Source organism: Candidatus Culexarchaeum yellowstonense, from assembly GCF_024707025.1.
Classification (GTDB): domain Archaea; phylum Thermoproteota; class Methanomethylicia; order Culexarchaeales; family Culexarchaeaceae; genus Culexarchaeum.
This window is the reverse complement of sequence record NZ_JANGFQ010000001.1, coordinates 92,424-105,983: the sequence shown is the minus strand read 5'-3', so window position 1 is coordinate 105,983 and position 13,560 is coordinate 92,424. Positions and strand designations below refer to the sequence as shown.

The window sequence follows — 13,560 nt, the reverse complement described above, 5'->3', positions numbered from 1 at the left end:
AATTATGAAATTGGTGGCATGGAAAATGCAGGAACAGAAGTTTAGAATATCACCCACATGTAGAGGGGCAATATTCAGAGCAAAAAGATGGTTTTATGCCACATTCTACAACAAAAACATACCACAAGAAGTTAGGGAAGAGAATAAGAAGGCTTGGACTGAGCTTGCTAGGAGGATGGTTGAGGAAGCTAATAAATATGGATATGTAGATTACCCAACAAGGCTATCAATAAAATATGAGACAGGTCCTAATAAAGAATTTAAACCCATCTCAGCAACATTAGAAATCATGAATATGGTTCCAGTAAAGACAATAGTGATTTCATCAAGACCAGAAGCATTAAAAGAAGAAGAGAAGGAAATATTAAAGAAGCAATTTGAAGAAATATTAAAGAAGGCAAAGGAGCTTGGAGTAGACGTAAAAGAATTAATTAAAAGCTAAATATACAGTCGCCACAACTAAAATTTAGAGGATAACCGAAAATCATATCACACCTCCAATGAGGAGGAAATTATATTAAGGTCCATAATTCATCCCATTTAAAGTAGTGGATAAGCTAATAAATAGGCAATTTAGATATGAAATGGGATTTGAATGAGGAGTTATATAAAATTGTATGGGCCATCAATAGATAGAGGGTTAGAGGCTTTAGATAAATTGATGAAAGAAATAACCAAAGTTTACCCATATGGTGAAGCCATAGAGCGTATAATATCCATTGTAGACCCAAGCATAGACTTGAAAACTGGGAAGAGTATACGTGGAGGCAGAGAAGTAATAGGGGAATACGACTACGTAGTGGAATGGGCCAACACCCCAACATTAGAGCAGCTTAGAAGCCTAATAAGGAAAATAGATGAAGCACTACTATACACTGGATGCAGATACACCATAACAACGAAAGAAGAATAGAAGAGTTTAGAAGCATGGGGAAAAAAATAAAACCCAAAATTTTTATCCATAAATAGTGTACTGAAAATTTTGGGAGCCTCGGTCGTATAGTCCGGCCAAGTATGCAGGCCTTTCGAGCCTGCGATCACCAGCATGGGTGACAGGAAACCCGGGTTCAAATCCCGGCCGAGGCACCAAAATAAAAATATTATTTAAAATTCGAGTAAAAAGTTCATTTTAATAATGAAGCCAATTTCAACCCAAACTCTTCAGCAAGCTTTAAATCATTCTCGCTGGGGGTCTCTGCGATGAAGAATCCAGGCATTAAAACTTTTAAACCCATAAGCTTAGCATACTTGTTGAAAACCCTTTCCAATGCTATTCCACCATCCCATCCATAACTTCCAAAGAATGCAAATGATTTGCCTTTTAAATTTAGTATACCAAGCTCTATTGCTTCCAAAATAGCCGTTAGTAGGGTATGCATATCAGGAGTGACATTTGCATATCTTGCTGGAGAACCAAACACTATTAAGTCAGCATCATTCAAAATTCTCAATGGAAATTTCTCATTAACCTTCTTCAACAATATATTAACATTTCCACCCTTTTTAAGGCCATTAACTATAGCTTCAGCTATTTTCGCAGTATTACCGGTAACACTATCGTATAGCACAACTACGTTACGCATAAATACCAAACCCAGTTACCAACAAATATAGTGGAGACAGAATTTAAAATTAACTGAGAATAAAGAATTGAGGGAGAATAAATATGGGAAGACTATTTGGGACTAATGGGATTAGGGGGAGAATAAATGAACTCACTCCAGAACTAGCTGTGAAAATAGCATTATCCATTGGAACATATTTTGGTGGAGGAGAAGTCATGATTGGATATGATGGTAGAATGACGAGTCCAATACTATTTAGAGCTGTGATAAGTGGGTTAATGGCCTCTGGATGTAACGTTTACAATTCAGGCTTAACGACAACCCCACTACTACAATTCTCAATTAAAACTCTGAAACTTGATGGAGGAGTAATGATAACAGCAAGCCATAATCCACCTGAATTTAATGGAATAAAGGTTATCGGTGGAGATGGAGTGGAAATAGATAGACCTGAAGAGGAGAAGATAGAAGACATATTCTTTAATAACAAAATTTCCAGGAAACCATGGAATGAAGTTGGACATCTCAGGGAAGCTCCCAACATGCTTGATGAATATATAAAGTCGATCAAGAGAAATGTGAATGTTAAGGGGATTTCATCAATGGGTTTTAGGGTATTAATTGACCCTGGAAATGGAGTTTCAACTCTAACGATACCAAAATTAATGAATGAATTAGACTGTGAATATGATGTGGTTAATGGGGAGATAAATGGTGAGTTTCCAGGTAGAGGGGCTGAGCCAACACCCCAAACCCTAATTGAAGTAGCTAAAATCGTGAAAAGTGGAGGATACGATTTAGGAGTATCATATGATGGGGATGGGGATAGAGCAATATTCACAGATGATGAGGGGATTGTGCATTGGGGGGATAAGACTGGAGCAGTTATAGAGGAGCATATTCTGAAGAAGAAGGGGGGAGGAGTTATAGTTACCCCAATAAGCTCATCAAAGATAGTGGAGGAGATAGCTGAGAAGTATGGTGGTAGAGTTCAATGGACCGTTGTGGGTAGCGTAGTGGTATCACATGAATTGATAAGGGTTAATGGTGTAATGGGGATGGAGGATAATGGTGGAATAATGTACCCAGAACACCAGTACGTTAGGGATGGAGCCATGGCAACAGCACTAATGCTTGAAGCAATCTATGAAAATGGAATAAAACTTTCAAAAATGATATCAATGTTACCAAAATATCATAGTGTGAAGAAGAGGGTGGAATGTAGAAATGAAATTAAACATGAAGTGATAAGGAAGATTTCCACAAAAATTGAAAGTGAAAAGCACTATAGAGTGGAAAAGATAGATGGTGTAAAAGTTTGGCTGAATAGAGATACATGGATACTCATAAGAGCCTCAGGAACCGAACCAATAATAAGGATATATGTTGAAGCTAAGAGCATGGAAGAAGCTGAAGAATTGGCATTAAGATATGAGGGTGAACTGAAATCAATTATACGAGAAATGGGAGGGTAATAGTTGAATGATCACGAATCTGAAGCAATTATAAAAAAGATAATTGCATTCAAAGATCTGGAAGACGCCATACAACTGGCAATCTCACCATCAGATACATGTATAATTGCTGAAAACGAAATCTATCAAGCAGCAAAAATATCCCCACTAATATCAGAAACCCTAATGGGCATTCCAATAAGATGCTACACACCACTAGAATACAATAGGTATGTGGCACCCTACAGAGATGCAGATAAAATGATAATCATGATAGATGATGGGGAGAAGCTGACACCAAACATGAAGAACACCATAGAAATATGCAGAATAATGGGGGTAGAATCAATCATAATACTATTCAGCGATATAAGTGGAGAATTGAAAAGGATGATGACCCCAGAAATAATTCCACTAAAATTCAGCCCAAACCTAGAAGCCATGGAGAAACTTATAATATCAACAGCAATAACAATAAAGGTATTGGCAGAAGCAGCTTCAAGGAAAATGGATAATCCAAGGGCAAAAGACGTATTGAAAGGATTAGGAGAAGTAAAGGTTTACGAGGAAGATGAAAGGAAGTTAAAAAGTATTTTAATGGAAATTGCAAATGGAAACATCAAACATGTATTTAGCGACCACATGCTAATGGGGGTAATTGAAACTGTCATAGAGGAAACCACTGTGAAAAAACAGTATGCAATAAAAGTTTATAGAATGGACGATCACCCAAAAATCACAATGAACATAATAAGCAGAGGTGGAAAAACAGCAATATTCACATCAGAAGTAGAAGCGGATGTAGCAAAACAAATACAAAACTACATGAAGATGCATGGAAGAGAAGTTGAAGAGTATATGGAGAAGGGGGATCCAATAATAGCCCCACTACAATTAAGCATAAATCTATTTAAAGCAAAAAGGGAGGTGGCGTAAGAGAAATGCTCAGAAGACTACTAGAAATCATCGGAATATACAAGTTATATGAGAAGTGGCTTTGGAGACAAATAAAGGATAAGGAGAAGCCAACACACGTTGGAATAATATTGGATGGAAATAGGAGATGGGCAAAGGGGAGAAAGCTTCCACCATGGATGGGGCATGAAAAGGGGGCTGAAAAGGTTAAAGATGTAATAAAATGGTGTTATGAAACTGGAATAAAGATACTCACACTATACGTATTCTCAACAGAAAACTTCAATAGAAGTAGGGAGGAAGTGGAGGCAATAATGAACCTAGCAAAGAGATACGTGCAAGAATACATGAACGACAAAAACATACATGAAAAGAAGGTTAGAGTAAAATTGCTGGGTAAAAGAGAACTTCTAGATGAGGATTTAAGAAGGAAGATAGAGGAGCTGGAAAAGGTCACAGAAAACTATGATGAAAGATACTTAAACATAGCATTGGCATATGGGGGTAGAGTGGAAATAGTAGATGCAGTAAAGGAGATATGCAAGAAAGTTATGAATGGAGAGATTAAGGTTGATGAAATAAATGAGGAAGTCATTGAGAAACACTTATACACTTCACATCTCCCCCAACCAAGCCCAGACCTAATAATTAGAACCAGTGGAGAAGAGAGGTTAAGTGGATTCCTGTTATGGCAGTCAGCATACAGCGAACTAGTCTTCCTAGATGTATACTGGCCAGACTTCAGAAAGATAGATTTTTGGAGAGCCATAAGAACGTATCAGAGGAGGAATAGGAGATTTGGAAGATAACAGTGAAAGCAAGTTACCAAAAGTATCAATAATAATTCCAGTTAAGAACATGGAAAACACTATAAAAGACTTATTGGATTCAATAATGCAATTGGACTACCCAAAGGATAAAGTGGAAGTCATAATTATTGATGGAGGTTCCAATGATAAAACATTGGAAATAGCTTCAAAATATCCAGTAGAGATATTGAGGGAGGAGGGGAGGGGGCCAAATTATGGTAGAAAGGTGGGGGTAATGAATGCCACCGGAGAGATATATGCATTCACAGATGGAGACTGCATACTACCAAGGGATTGGCTTAAAAGGATAGTTGAAAAATTGAGGGATCCTGAAGTTGGATGTGTTGGTGGAAGCGTATTCGTATCGAAAGATCTAGAGGATAATTTAATTGCAAAATATTCAGATGAATCAATAATGAGGGTAATGCCAATAGCTGAGAAAACGGAGAAAACTGGTGATGTAAAGATCTTCAAACATTTAGCCCTATGCAACATGGCTGTAAAGAGGGACATATTAAACATAGTGGGTGGACTAAGGGAGGATATGAAAACCTTCGAAGACGTAGACCTCATGGCTTCAATATGTAAAAGTGGATATAAAGTGTTGAGAAGCCCAGAAATATATGTGTGGCATAAGCATAGGAGTAGTGTGTGGAGGCTAATTAAGCAAACATTCAATTATGGTAGGGGGGCGCCTAAATTCTTTAAAAATCACCCTGAAACACAGATAGCAAGGATATTTATGCTTGGGTTGCTTGCATTCATAATATACCTCGTAATAGTGATTGTTGGATTAATTATGATGATAAATGGCAATCCAACAATAATAATTGCAATATCAACCATTACGTTAACAGCGTTAATATTGGATGTAATGTACTATGCTATTAAAACTAGGAACCTGTTGAAGGCGTTACTATATCCATTACTTGATGCCATGAGAATAATTGCCTTCGCCAGTGGAAGCTTAATGCAAATGTTAATTGGTGGATAAATTCCATGGAAGCCCCTTCAAAACAATATTGGCAGGTAAAAGGTTAGCATACTTCTTTAAGAAGGAGAGATCGGAATTCTTATCCCTCAAATCATCTGGAAGCATATGTGGTATCTCCTCAATTATGGGATACCATCGACCACACTTCGAGCAGAATAAAACCCCCTCATCAACCTCCCTCATAAGACAAGCCTTACAATCAATGGAACTCAAATTCAAATCCTTAAGGAACTTGGCATTCAAACCACAATACTCCTCACATAAGACCTTCCTTCCAAGATCAACATTATACTCATACTTGTTCTCATGGAATACATAGAGCTGTAATGGGAAGTTCTTGCAAATTGGGCATGCAAGGATATCCATCAACCTATACTTCAAACCAGAGTACACCAAAACAAGATTTCACATGTGAAGATATAAGGGTAACTGTGCATTCATAGTAGGATGAAGAATGCTCTAACCTCATTCGCTGACAACTCAACGGAAAACTTTATGATGTAATCCCCGGAAACCGTATATGGTATGTAGCTCTTAGTAGCATTATCCACAACCCCCCTAACATCTGAATATGATATGCTAACCCCAATATTCGCATCCCTCAAATCCAAAGTGACATAAACCTGCACCCTATATGGCTTAGGATTACGAACCAAATAAACTAGACATATACGATAGGAATTACCAGCAGGATACAGTGAAACAGTGTCAAAGACCGCTTTAACCTCAACCCTCTCAGGGATGGACAATAACAATACTGATAAAATGCCAAGGGATATTACTATCAAGAAGAATATTGATAGAAGCTTAAAACTCCTACCACGACCAGTAAACCTAGATTTACCTGGCATTGGAAATCCAAGATAACTAGGGAAACACAAATATTTATCACTTACAATTTAAATAGAATTGATGAGCATACTACTAAGACCAGATTCAATAATTGTAATGGGGGATCCCGAAGTTAAGAGTAGATTATCATGGTACATTAGCGTTATGAGAGATGAGAAGCCAGCAAAATATCTGATATGCAAAAGGGTGAGTGCAGAATTCAACCCAGAAGATGACATGGAAGAATTATGGAGGGAGCATGACAAGAAGGCTATGGAATTCAAGAAGATATATGATGAGATAAGGGAGGGGGAATTAAACTTAAATGAATTGCAAACACCAAAGATTAGCTTCCTAGATTTGAAAATAGAGATAGTGAATAGAATGCTTAGGGAATGCACATTCTGTGAAAGGAGATGCAAAGTTGATAGGAGGGTTAAAGCTGGATTCTGCAGATTAAACGCCAATACATATGTATCATCATGGTTCCACCATTGGGGTGAGGAAGCCCCACTAGTTCCAAGCGGCACAATATTCTTCTCATCATGCAACTTTAGATGCGTATTCTGCCAAAACTATGATATAAGCCAACTACACCCACATGGTGGAGTGAAGGTGAATGCTGAAATGCTTGCAAAAATATCAACAACATTGAGGAGGGAGGGGGTTAGAAACATAAATTATGTTGGAGGAGAACCAACACCAAACCTACACACCATAGTCAGCTCACTCAAATACATGAACATAAACGTCCCACTACTATGGAATAGCAACATGTACTGCAGCGAGGAAACAATGAAAATACTCCTTGAAATAATAGACATAGGGTTACCGGACTTCAAATATGGAAATGATGAATGTGCAAAGAGACTTTCAGCTGCAGAAAACTACTTCAAAATTGTGGCTAGAAACCATAAGATCATGCATGACTATCCAATAGATATGATAATAAGGCATCTGGTAATGCCAAACCACATTCAATGCTGCACAAAACCAGTCTTAAAATGGATAAGTGAAAATACTCCAAGAGCACTTGTGAACATTATGGAGCAATATAGACCAGAATACTTGGTTGAGAAGTATCCAGAAAAGTATAGCGATATTAATAGGAGGGTGAGCTGGAGCGAAATGAATGAAGCATATGAATATGCTGAGAAACTTGGAATATGCTATAAGCCAGTTTCATAAATCTAAACGATCAATGCGCAATTAGACTCACAATAGACAACTATATCGAACAATGAAGTTAAATCGTCTAGTATTTTTGGGGAGAATGCTAAGGCATCATCCTCAATGGATAGTACACCCCCCTTGAAAAGGAGTATCAATTTTAAAGATAACAATCTGCATATCTTCAAAACCCTCTTAACCCTCCCCAAAAACATGTTTAGAGAAACCTTGTATAATGGCATGAAACAATTGCTACTACCTTGTAGGAAAACCATTGATGGCAAGTAAATTATCGAATCAATACCTTTACCAATAAATTTGAAAATGTCAGATGGGTTGAGGGGGGTATAACATTCCACTATGTATTGGGAATCCCTAAACTGCACATTCAATGGCTGAGGGAGCTCAGATATTATCAGAATCCTACCCATGGAGCTCACTATGAAATTTAAGAATCGAAGTGCATCACAGCCGAAGATGAGTATCGATTGAATATCACTTGAGGAAAGTAGCTTTAATGCATCTTCAAATGCCATCTTCACTAAGCTCACCCCGAATCATCCTCCACAAAATTACACTACCAACATGCGTACACACACTCCTCATCCTAAATTGACCGTAAAGCTTATGCTTAGAGTAGCATGTACAGAAGTACCTTCCAGAACTCCTTACGAAATAGACTATGTAGAATGGTTCACTATCCCCGAAATTCGATCTACCCCTAACAATCCAAACCCTAGACCTTTCAACCTCACTCACATCTATAAGCCTAGCTACACAACGATTAAACCATGATGAACTCTTACCATGAAATTTCAACATGAAACGCTTAAGCACATCTGAATCACAATACATCCACAATCCCATCCTCACATATAGCGAAGAATGCATGCTCACCCCTAGGTAGATAGGGACTATCCTCCACAACCATCTTCCTAACGAAATGCTCCAACCCCTTCTTCACATTACTCAAAGATGAATGCTGTAAGAACAATCTATGGGTTGTACCATGAGCAACCACATTCCCACCAGCAGCAGCAATGGAGCCACCAGCAGTTGGCCTCGATATTATTTGATTGGTTACAATGACGTAGACGTTGTAGAGCATTGCTATACGCATGAGGAAGTTCAGCATGTAGTTGAGGGTCTGCTGCCTAGCCACAAGCATCTCCCTACCCCTATACTCAGCTCGAACATGTGAAACAAGCCCATCAAGCACTATCAACTTAACATTCTTCTCCTCAATCAAATTGGGTGCAACAATTCTAATGCAATCTATCTGCTCATCAACATTAACTGGCTGAGATACGAATATACTTTTAAGTGGATCACTTAAATTGAACCTTTCAGCTATCCTACATATCCTAGCATCAGAAAATGTCCCCTCACAATCAATATAGAAAACCCCACCATTAACGCCGCCACTATTAGTGGTCAGTTGAGTTGTAACGGAAAGCTGGAAACATAATTGCGTCTTCCCAGAACCATACTCCCCAACAAACTCATATATACATCTAGGCTCCAAACCACCCCTCAAAAGATTGTCTATGGAGGAAACTTTAGTGGATATCCTTGGAAGCCCCCTCCTATAACTTGACAATTCAATTGCACTTACAATCTTACTCTGATGGAAAGCTTCCCTCACATAATATAAGGCTCTGCTCAGCCTCGAGTAATCAGTTATATCCATCATGGAAGCCAATTCATCTAAACTGTAAAGTGAAAGCTGCTTTGGACTTGATATCCCAATCTTCCTAAGCTTCTCAGCCGTACTTGGACCTATACCCGGAACATCCTCCAAGCAAGAATATTTATCGCTCATAACATTCACCCCTAACCAAGTTCTTCAACCAATTTAAATGGAGAATGACCCTATCCAATTCATTAACTAACGATGGCATACTATTAACCAGTAGAGAATCTATTTTTTCGAGGGCTTTAATGAAGGCTTTAAACTCATCGGTACTGATCATCGATTCAAAGACTATCTTACCACCATACTTGCCAGGTTTCAACGTTTTCTTCGGATATATCTTTAAAGTTAAACTAACTTTATCTTCCACCAATCTAAATGATAAGAAAGCTACATATTTTTCATGAACCTTTATCGGAATCATGAAACCTCTAGAATCATCATCCCACACAATAAACTTGGACAATTCAACCACCTCCAGACTCAGAATACTCATTCATAACCGCAACCCCCATTGGAGAAATCTTTAGGTAATATTTTCCATCACGATGAACCCCCTCAATTATTAAGCCATTAACTGATAACGTCGTCAAAATCTTCTTAGCCTCCGCAGCGCTCAAACCATAAACTCCAGTAATGTAACCTATAACCAGATCCCTTTCAACAACCCCCTGAGCTAGGAATGAGAGAACCCCATATGCCACATCAGCCCTATTACCAAACAATTTGACTAAAGTGTTCATTTGAGAAGGCTTTAGAGGTTTAAGTTCATCAGGAAACTCAAATTCACCCTTAAACTCAACTTTAACGCTATAACTTGCAAGATTAATGTTGCCACCCCTAAAAACCATGAAATAAACGTCATCATTGACGTTAATAGACTTAAGGACGTTTGGATCGTAAGATTTGGAGGTGAAGGTGCGGAGGAGAATATCCAATGAATCCCTAATTTTCGGGATTGGAGCAAAGGCGATGTCTATGATGGCTCTAACTTTAGAATTCAACCACAATGGGTTATCGCAAGACAATAAGATGTATCTAGACCTACTACCATTAATTAAATCGTAAAATGTAATTGAACGTTCAAATGAGATGGCATACTCTTCACGTAAAGCTCTAGACATCTCCGGAGCTATTATGTCGGCATCCTCAATTAACATGAAATCAAAATTCCTCCCAAACTTCATCAACATCAATAATGATGAGAGAACTCTAAACTCAACGGGCAGATGACTAACATCAACAATTATTAAACTCGAATTCAGATTTGAAAAGCCATACGTTGAATTGAATGATGAACCAATACGCCCAACGGACATCAAATCGAGAAGTCTCAACAATCTATGAACGTAAGGATAAGATCTTGAAATTAAACTTTGAGACTCAACTTCAGAAATTATGTCGGAAATCGAGAACTCCAACCCCCTCTTAGAAATCAAGCTAATTAGGGAATCAAGTAAAACTCTAGCAGAATCTTCACCTAAATGAAGACTTAACCTGAAAATGTCGGAAACAATCTTAGCTTCAATATATGGATCTTCAGAATCAAATTTGAAGGGGTTTATTGAAGCATTAAATCCAAGCTTCAACAATTTAGCATCATCAAAAGCGCTACGCAGATACTTGTATAAGCCAACTGAATCTATGATTAAGGCGCTTTCCCAATCTGCACAATCGATCACTGAGTAATTCACCCTAACCCTACTTTGCAGAGGACCAAATGAGCCTAAGACGAATTTACCATCATTGCTAAGTAAATCAACTAAATTCACTCGCATAACATTTAATGTGGACTCAAACATGTCTAAGCCACCCCCTGAACTATGGGCAAAACTTTGGAAATAATTTCATCACCACTCAAAATGACAACGCTCTCAGCTGGAATGGAAAGTGAGAGTGAATTGAGAATCCCAACAAGCTTAGAAACTGTAAAATCTAGATCATGAAATCCAACCTTAACATGTAACAATAAAATGTAAGATTCACTGGAACCTTCACCACCCCTAAATATTAAGTGATATTCGAATGGGAGGCCTAAAAGTATGCTTTTAAGCATAGCAGGGTCTCTAACATTATGGAAGAGTAAAGCTCCATAGACATGTGTAAATCCAATGGAATTGGAAACGAGTAACAGTTTATCAGAAACTTTAAATTTAAATCTCAGATCAACTTCCCGAAGGCTTTCGAGTTCTAAGCTTCTAAATACAAACTCCCTAAGACATTTTTGCTCTTCAGCTTTATTAAATCTTGGAAAATTAAGCTTACCATTACGAGTAAACTTATAAATTATGAACAAGGCGACCATGAGTATGGAGATTATTAGAAACAACGATGGATTTACTAGGAAAATAAAGAACAATACCAATAACATTAGAGGAATCCACATGCCAACCACACGAAAATATACGTGAAATTCAGAAATAAAGCTGGTTTAGATGTTCGACGAAAACGGCGAAAAACGAATATTCTATTTCAAACGAATAGATATTTATGTGAAAAAGTGTGAGTGATCAATTAAACATTGAAGACATGAAGATCCTCAGTGAAGAAACGAGGATAAAGATAATCAAACTACTATACGATAAGGGGGAACTTGGATTAAATGAAATATCGGAACAAATAAAGAAGGCGAAATCAACAACATCAGAACATTTGAAAATACTGTTAGAAAATGAATTTATAGTGAGGATACAGACTGAGAGGGGGTACAGATATAAATTAGCTGAAAAGGGGGTAAAAGCTGTAAAGATGCTATATGAAGGTGAAGAAATAAAACTTCAAAAGAAGCCAACTGGAGTAAACATCCAAATAATATTGAGACAAAGAATCCCATGGATCCGATCCGCAATACCAGCAATCACTGGAGCAACAATGATCATACTCAGCGGAACACCACACATAATCATAGCGCTATCAATATTAAATGGGGCTCTCCTCGGAATAATGAAATCAAAATTCAAAGATATAGTGATGGGAGGAGTAATATTCTCATTTATAACATCAATAATATCAGTAGGAAAAATAGGTGTAATTGCAATGCCAATAACATTGGCATTATCAATAATAATATATATTTGTGTGGGAGGATTAACATGGGCAATAATCAAACTGGTGATTAAACATGGTTAAAGTATGCCCAGAATGCGGGGGAGAAATGTACTACGATAAGAAGGGATTCTACGTATGCTTAAAATGCGGATTAACAATATCAAAATTCGATTCAAATATAAAGGATTCAAAGGGTAGAGAATTAACCGAAGAAGATAAGAGGAAGGAATACCTCAAATGGTGGTTAAGCTCGAAAAAGAAGTAGTTACAATATTGAGGGGCGAACCATGATGGATAACTCGGTAGTGGAGATAATAAGTATAGGGGAGGAGCTTCTGATAGGTAAAATAGTGAATACCAATGCACAATGGATTGCTAAGAGATTAACTGATATGGGATGGAGGGTTAGAAGAATAACCACCATTGGCGATGATGTGAATGAGATAATCTCAGCACTAAGGGAAGCCATAAATAGAGGGACCAAAGTTATAATAACCACAGGCGGATTGGGACCAACATTCGATGATAAAACAATAGAAGCTATATCAAAAGCTACAAACAGGATATTAAAGCTAGATGAAAATGTGTTGAGGGAGATAGAGGGAAAGCTTAAGAGGAGGGGGCGAACCCTAAGCGAACCAGCAAAGAAGATGGCATACATACCTGAGGGGAGCAGGATAATAAACAATTTAATTGGAACAGCCCCAGGGATAATTCTCGAATATGAGGGGACAACAATAATAGCCCTACCAGGAGTTCCAAGCGAAATGGAAGATATGTTTGAAAGGGAAGTTATAAAGATACTGGGATTCAAACATAAATTTCAAGAAAAGGAACTAACAATACATAACGTTCCTGAAGCCGAACTTGCACCCACAATAATAGAATTGATGAAGGAGATACCGGACATATACATAAAATCACATCCAAAAACGGAGCTCGGCGATAAAATAACACTAAAACTACACATATACAGCCAAAAGTATGAAGATAAGGATTGGAATAAAGTTATAGAAAAGGTGAAGGAGAAGATACGGGAAAAACATAATTACTGCGAAATAAAGGAAATATAACTTGATTG

At 37.7% G+C, this 13,560-nt stretch carries 19 protein-coding genes and 1 tRNA gene; 11 read left to right on the top strand and 9 right to left on the bottom strand.

Annotated features, from left to right (window positions below; genetic code table 11):
• The 3 genes from MRT15_RS00700 to MRT15_RS00690 form a co-directional block, all read left to right on the top strand.
• Positions 1–442: hypothetical protein (locus MRT15_RS00700; RefSeq protein ID WP_304326952.1), on the top strand; the 442-nt coding region annotated here is incomplete at its 5' end.
• Positions 443–595: 153 nt separating this feature from the next.
• Complete coding sequence (locus MRT15_RS00695; RefSeq protein WP_304326951.1) at positions 596–913, top strand: hypothetical protein; 318 nt, start codon at positions 596–598, stop codon at positions 911–913.
• A gap of 75 nt (positions 914–988) precedes the next feature.
• Positions 989–1,089: transfer RNA gene (locus MRT15_RS00690), tRNA-Glu, on the top strand.
• Between the two features lie 35 nt (positions 1,090–1,124).
• On the opposite strand, the gene MRT15_RS00685 is transcribed toward MRT15_RS00690, so the two are convergent.
• Positions 1,125–1,583: a flavodoxin domain-containing protein gene (locus MRT15_RS00685; RefSeq protein WP_304326950.1), complete on the bottom strand. Its 459-nt coding sequence runs from the start codon at positions 1,581–1,583 to the stop codon at positions 1,125–1,127.
• 83 nt (positions 1,584–1,666) lie between these two features.
• Between MRT15_RS00685 and glmM the strand changes: the two genes are divergently transcribed.
• From glmM to MRT15_RS00665, 4 genes are read left to right on the top strand one after another with little or no spacing between them, the layout of a single operon-like run.
• Positions 1,667–3,040 (top strand): phosphoglucosamine mutase, encoded by a 1,374-nt coding sequence (gene glmM, locus MRT15_RS00680; RefSeq protein ID WP_304326949.1) that lies wholly within the window; start codon positions 1,667–1,669, stop codon positions 3,038–3,040.
• Between the two features lie 3 nt (positions 3,041–3,043).
• Entirely contained in the window at positions 3,044–3,955 is a 912-nt protein-coding gene (locus tag MRT15_RS00675) for a hypothetical protein (RefSeq protein ID WP_304326948.1), read from the top strand.
• A 5-nt stretch (positions 3,956–3,960) separates the two neighbouring features.
• A complete protein-coding gene (uppS, locus tag MRT15_RS00670) occupies positions 3,961–4,743 on the top strand; it encodes a polyprenyl diphosphate synthase (protein ID WP_304326947.1) in 783 nt (260 codons plus the stop codon).
• On the top strand, positions 4,733–5,737 hold the full coding sequence (locus MRT15_RS00665) for a glycosyltransferase family 2 protein (RefSeq protein WP_304326946.1): 1,005 nt from the start codon (positions 4,733–4,735) through the stop codon (positions 5,735–5,737). Before uppS ends, MRT15_RS00665 begins: the two co-directional genes overlap by 11 nt.
• Here the strand turns inward: MRT15_RS00665 and MRT15_RS00660 are convergent.
• Both MRT15_RS00660 and MRT15_RS00655 read right to left on the bottom strand, forming a co-directional pair.
• Positions 5,723–6,118, bottom strand: a complete 396-nt coding sequence (locus MRT15_RS00660; RefSeq protein ID WP_304326945.1) for a Trm112 family protein — start codon at positions 6,116–6,118, stop codon at positions 5,723–5,725. The two genes, MRT15_RS00665 and MRT15_RS00660, sit on opposite strands and share 15 nt — an antisense overlap.
• A 56-nt stretch (positions 6,119–6,174) precedes the next feature.
• The gene (locus tag MRT15_RS00655) at positions 6,175–6,618 is read right to left on the bottom strand and encodes a hypothetical protein (RefSeq protein ID WP_304326944.1); all 444 of its coding nucleotides are present in this window, start codon (positions 6,616–6,618) and stop codon (positions 6,175–6,177) included.
• 31 nt (positions 6,619–6,649) lie between these two features.
• On the opposite strand from MRT15_RS00655, the gene MRT15_RS00650 reads away from it, so the two are divergent.
• Positions 6,650–7,756: a radical SAM protein gene (locus MRT15_RS00650; RefSeq protein ID WP_304326943.1), complete on the top strand. Its 1,107-nt coding sequence runs from the start codon at positions 6,650–6,652 to the stop codon at positions 7,754–7,756.
• Between the two features lie 2 nt (positions 7,757–7,758).
• Here the strand turns inward: MRT15_RS00650 and MRT15_RS00645 are convergent, their stop codons facing one another.
• Genes MRT15_RS00645 through MRT15_RS00620 form a run of 6 tightly spaced genes read right to left on the bottom strand, consistent with a single transcriptional unit; the run spans position 7,759 to position 11,727 of the window.
• Positions 7,759–8,280, bottom strand: coding sequence for a hypothetical protein (locus MRT15_RS00645; RefSeq protein ID WP_304326942.1), 522 nt, complete (start codon positions 8,278–8,280; stop codon positions 7,759–7,761).
• Positions 8,264–8,599, bottom strand: a complete 336-nt coding sequence (locus MRT15_RS00640) for a hypothetical protein (protein ID WP_304326941.1) — start codon at positions 8,597–8,599, stop codon at positions 8,264–8,266. Before MRT15_RS00640 ends, MRT15_RS00645 begins: the two co-directional genes overlap by 17 nt.
• Positions 8,583–9,560: a DNA repair and recombination protein RadA gene (gene radA / locus MRT15_RS00635; protein ID WP_304326940.1), complete on the bottom strand. Its 978-nt coding sequence runs from the start codon at positions 9,558–9,560 to the stop codon at positions 8,583–8,585. The genes MRT15_RS00640 and radA overlap by 17 nt, the downstream gene beginning before the upstream one ends.
• Positions 9,550–9,897, bottom strand: a complete 348-nt coding sequence (locus tag MRT15_RS00630; RefSeq protein ID WP_304326939.1) for a hypothetical protein — start codon at positions 9,895–9,897, stop codon at positions 9,550–9,552. The genes radA and MRT15_RS00630 overlap by 11 nt, the downstream gene beginning before the upstream one ends.
• Before the next feature lies 1 nt (position 9,898).
• Complete coding sequence (locus tag MRT15_RS00625) at positions 9,899–11,233, bottom strand: hypothetical protein (RefSeq protein WP_304326938.1); 1,335 nt, start codon at positions 11,231–11,233, stop codon at positions 9,899–9,901.
• A 2-nt stretch (positions 11,234–11,235) separates the two neighbouring features.
• Positions 11,236–11,727: a hypothetical protein gene (locus MRT15_RS00620; RefSeq protein ID WP_304326937.1), complete on the bottom strand. Its 492-nt coding sequence runs from the start codon at positions 11,725–11,727 to the stop codon at positions 11,236–11,238.
• Positions 11,728–11,933: 206 nt separating this feature from the next.
• Between MRT15_RS00620 and MRT15_RS00615 the strand changes: the two genes are divergently transcribed.
• Genes MRT15_RS00615 through MRT15_RS00605 form a run of 3 tightly spaced genes read left to right on the top strand, consistent with a single transcriptional unit; the run spans position 11,934 to position 13,552 of the window.
• Positions 11,934–12,560, top strand: coding sequence for a helix-turn-helix transcriptional regulator (locus tag MRT15_RS00615; RefSeq protein WP_304326936.1), 627 nt, complete (start codon positions 11,934–11,936; stop codon positions 12,558–12,560).
• Positions 12,553–12,744, top strand: coding sequence for a hypothetical protein (locus MRT15_RS00610; RefSeq protein ID WP_304326935.1), 192 nt, complete (start codon positions 12,553–12,555; stop codon positions 12,742–12,744). Before MRT15_RS00615 ends, MRT15_RS00610 begins: the two co-directional genes overlap by 8 nt.
• A 22-nt stretch (positions 12,745–12,766) precedes the next feature.
• Positions 12,767–13,552, top strand: a complete 786-nt coding sequence (locus tag MRT15_RS00605; RefSeq protein ID WP_304326934.1) for a molybdopterin-binding protein — start codon at positions 12,767–12,769, stop codon at positions 13,550–13,552.
• The last annotated feature ends 8 nt before the right edge of the window (positions 13,553–13,560 follow it).

What these genes read in the sequence shown, in the direction of transcription:
- MRT15_RS00685 (WP_304326950.1), bottom strand. Translation starts at nt 1,583, where the DNA reads ATGCGTAACGTAGTTGTGCTATACGATAGTGTTACCGGTAATACTGCG.
- MRT15_RS00605 (WP_304326934.1), top strand. Translation starts at nt 12,767, where the DNA reads ATGATGGATAACTCGGTAGTGGAGATAATAAGTATAGGGGAGGAGCTT.
- radA (WP_304326940.1), bottom strand. Translation starts at nt 9,560, where the DNA reads ATGAGCGATAAATATTCTTGCTTGGAGGATGTTCCGGGTATAGGTCCA.
- MRT15_RS00650 (WP_304326943.1), top strand. Translation starts at nt 6,650, where the DNA reads ATGAGCATACTACTAAGACCAGATTCAATAATTGTAATGGGGGATCCC.
- MRT15_RS00625 (WP_304326938.1), bottom strand. Translation starts at nt 11,233, where the DNA reads ATGTTTGAGTCCACATTAAATGTTATGCGAGTGAATTTAGTTGATTTA.
- uppS (WP_304326947.1), top strand. Translation starts at nt 3,961, where the DNA reads ATGCTCAGAAGACTACTAGAAATCATCGGAATATACAAGTTATATGAG.
- glmM (WP_304326949.1), top strand. Translation starts at nt 1,667, where the DNA reads ATGGGAAGACTATTTGGGACTAATGGGATTAGGGGGAGAATAAATGAA.
- MRT15_RS00610 (WP_304326935.1), top strand. Translation starts at nt 12,553, where the DNA reads ATGGTTAAAGTATGCCCAGAATGCGGGGGAGAAATGTACTACGATAAG.
- MRT15_RS00695 (WP_304326951.1), top strand. Translation starts at nt 596, where the DNA reads ATGAGGAGTTATATAAAATTGTATGGGCCATCAATAGATAGAGGGTTA.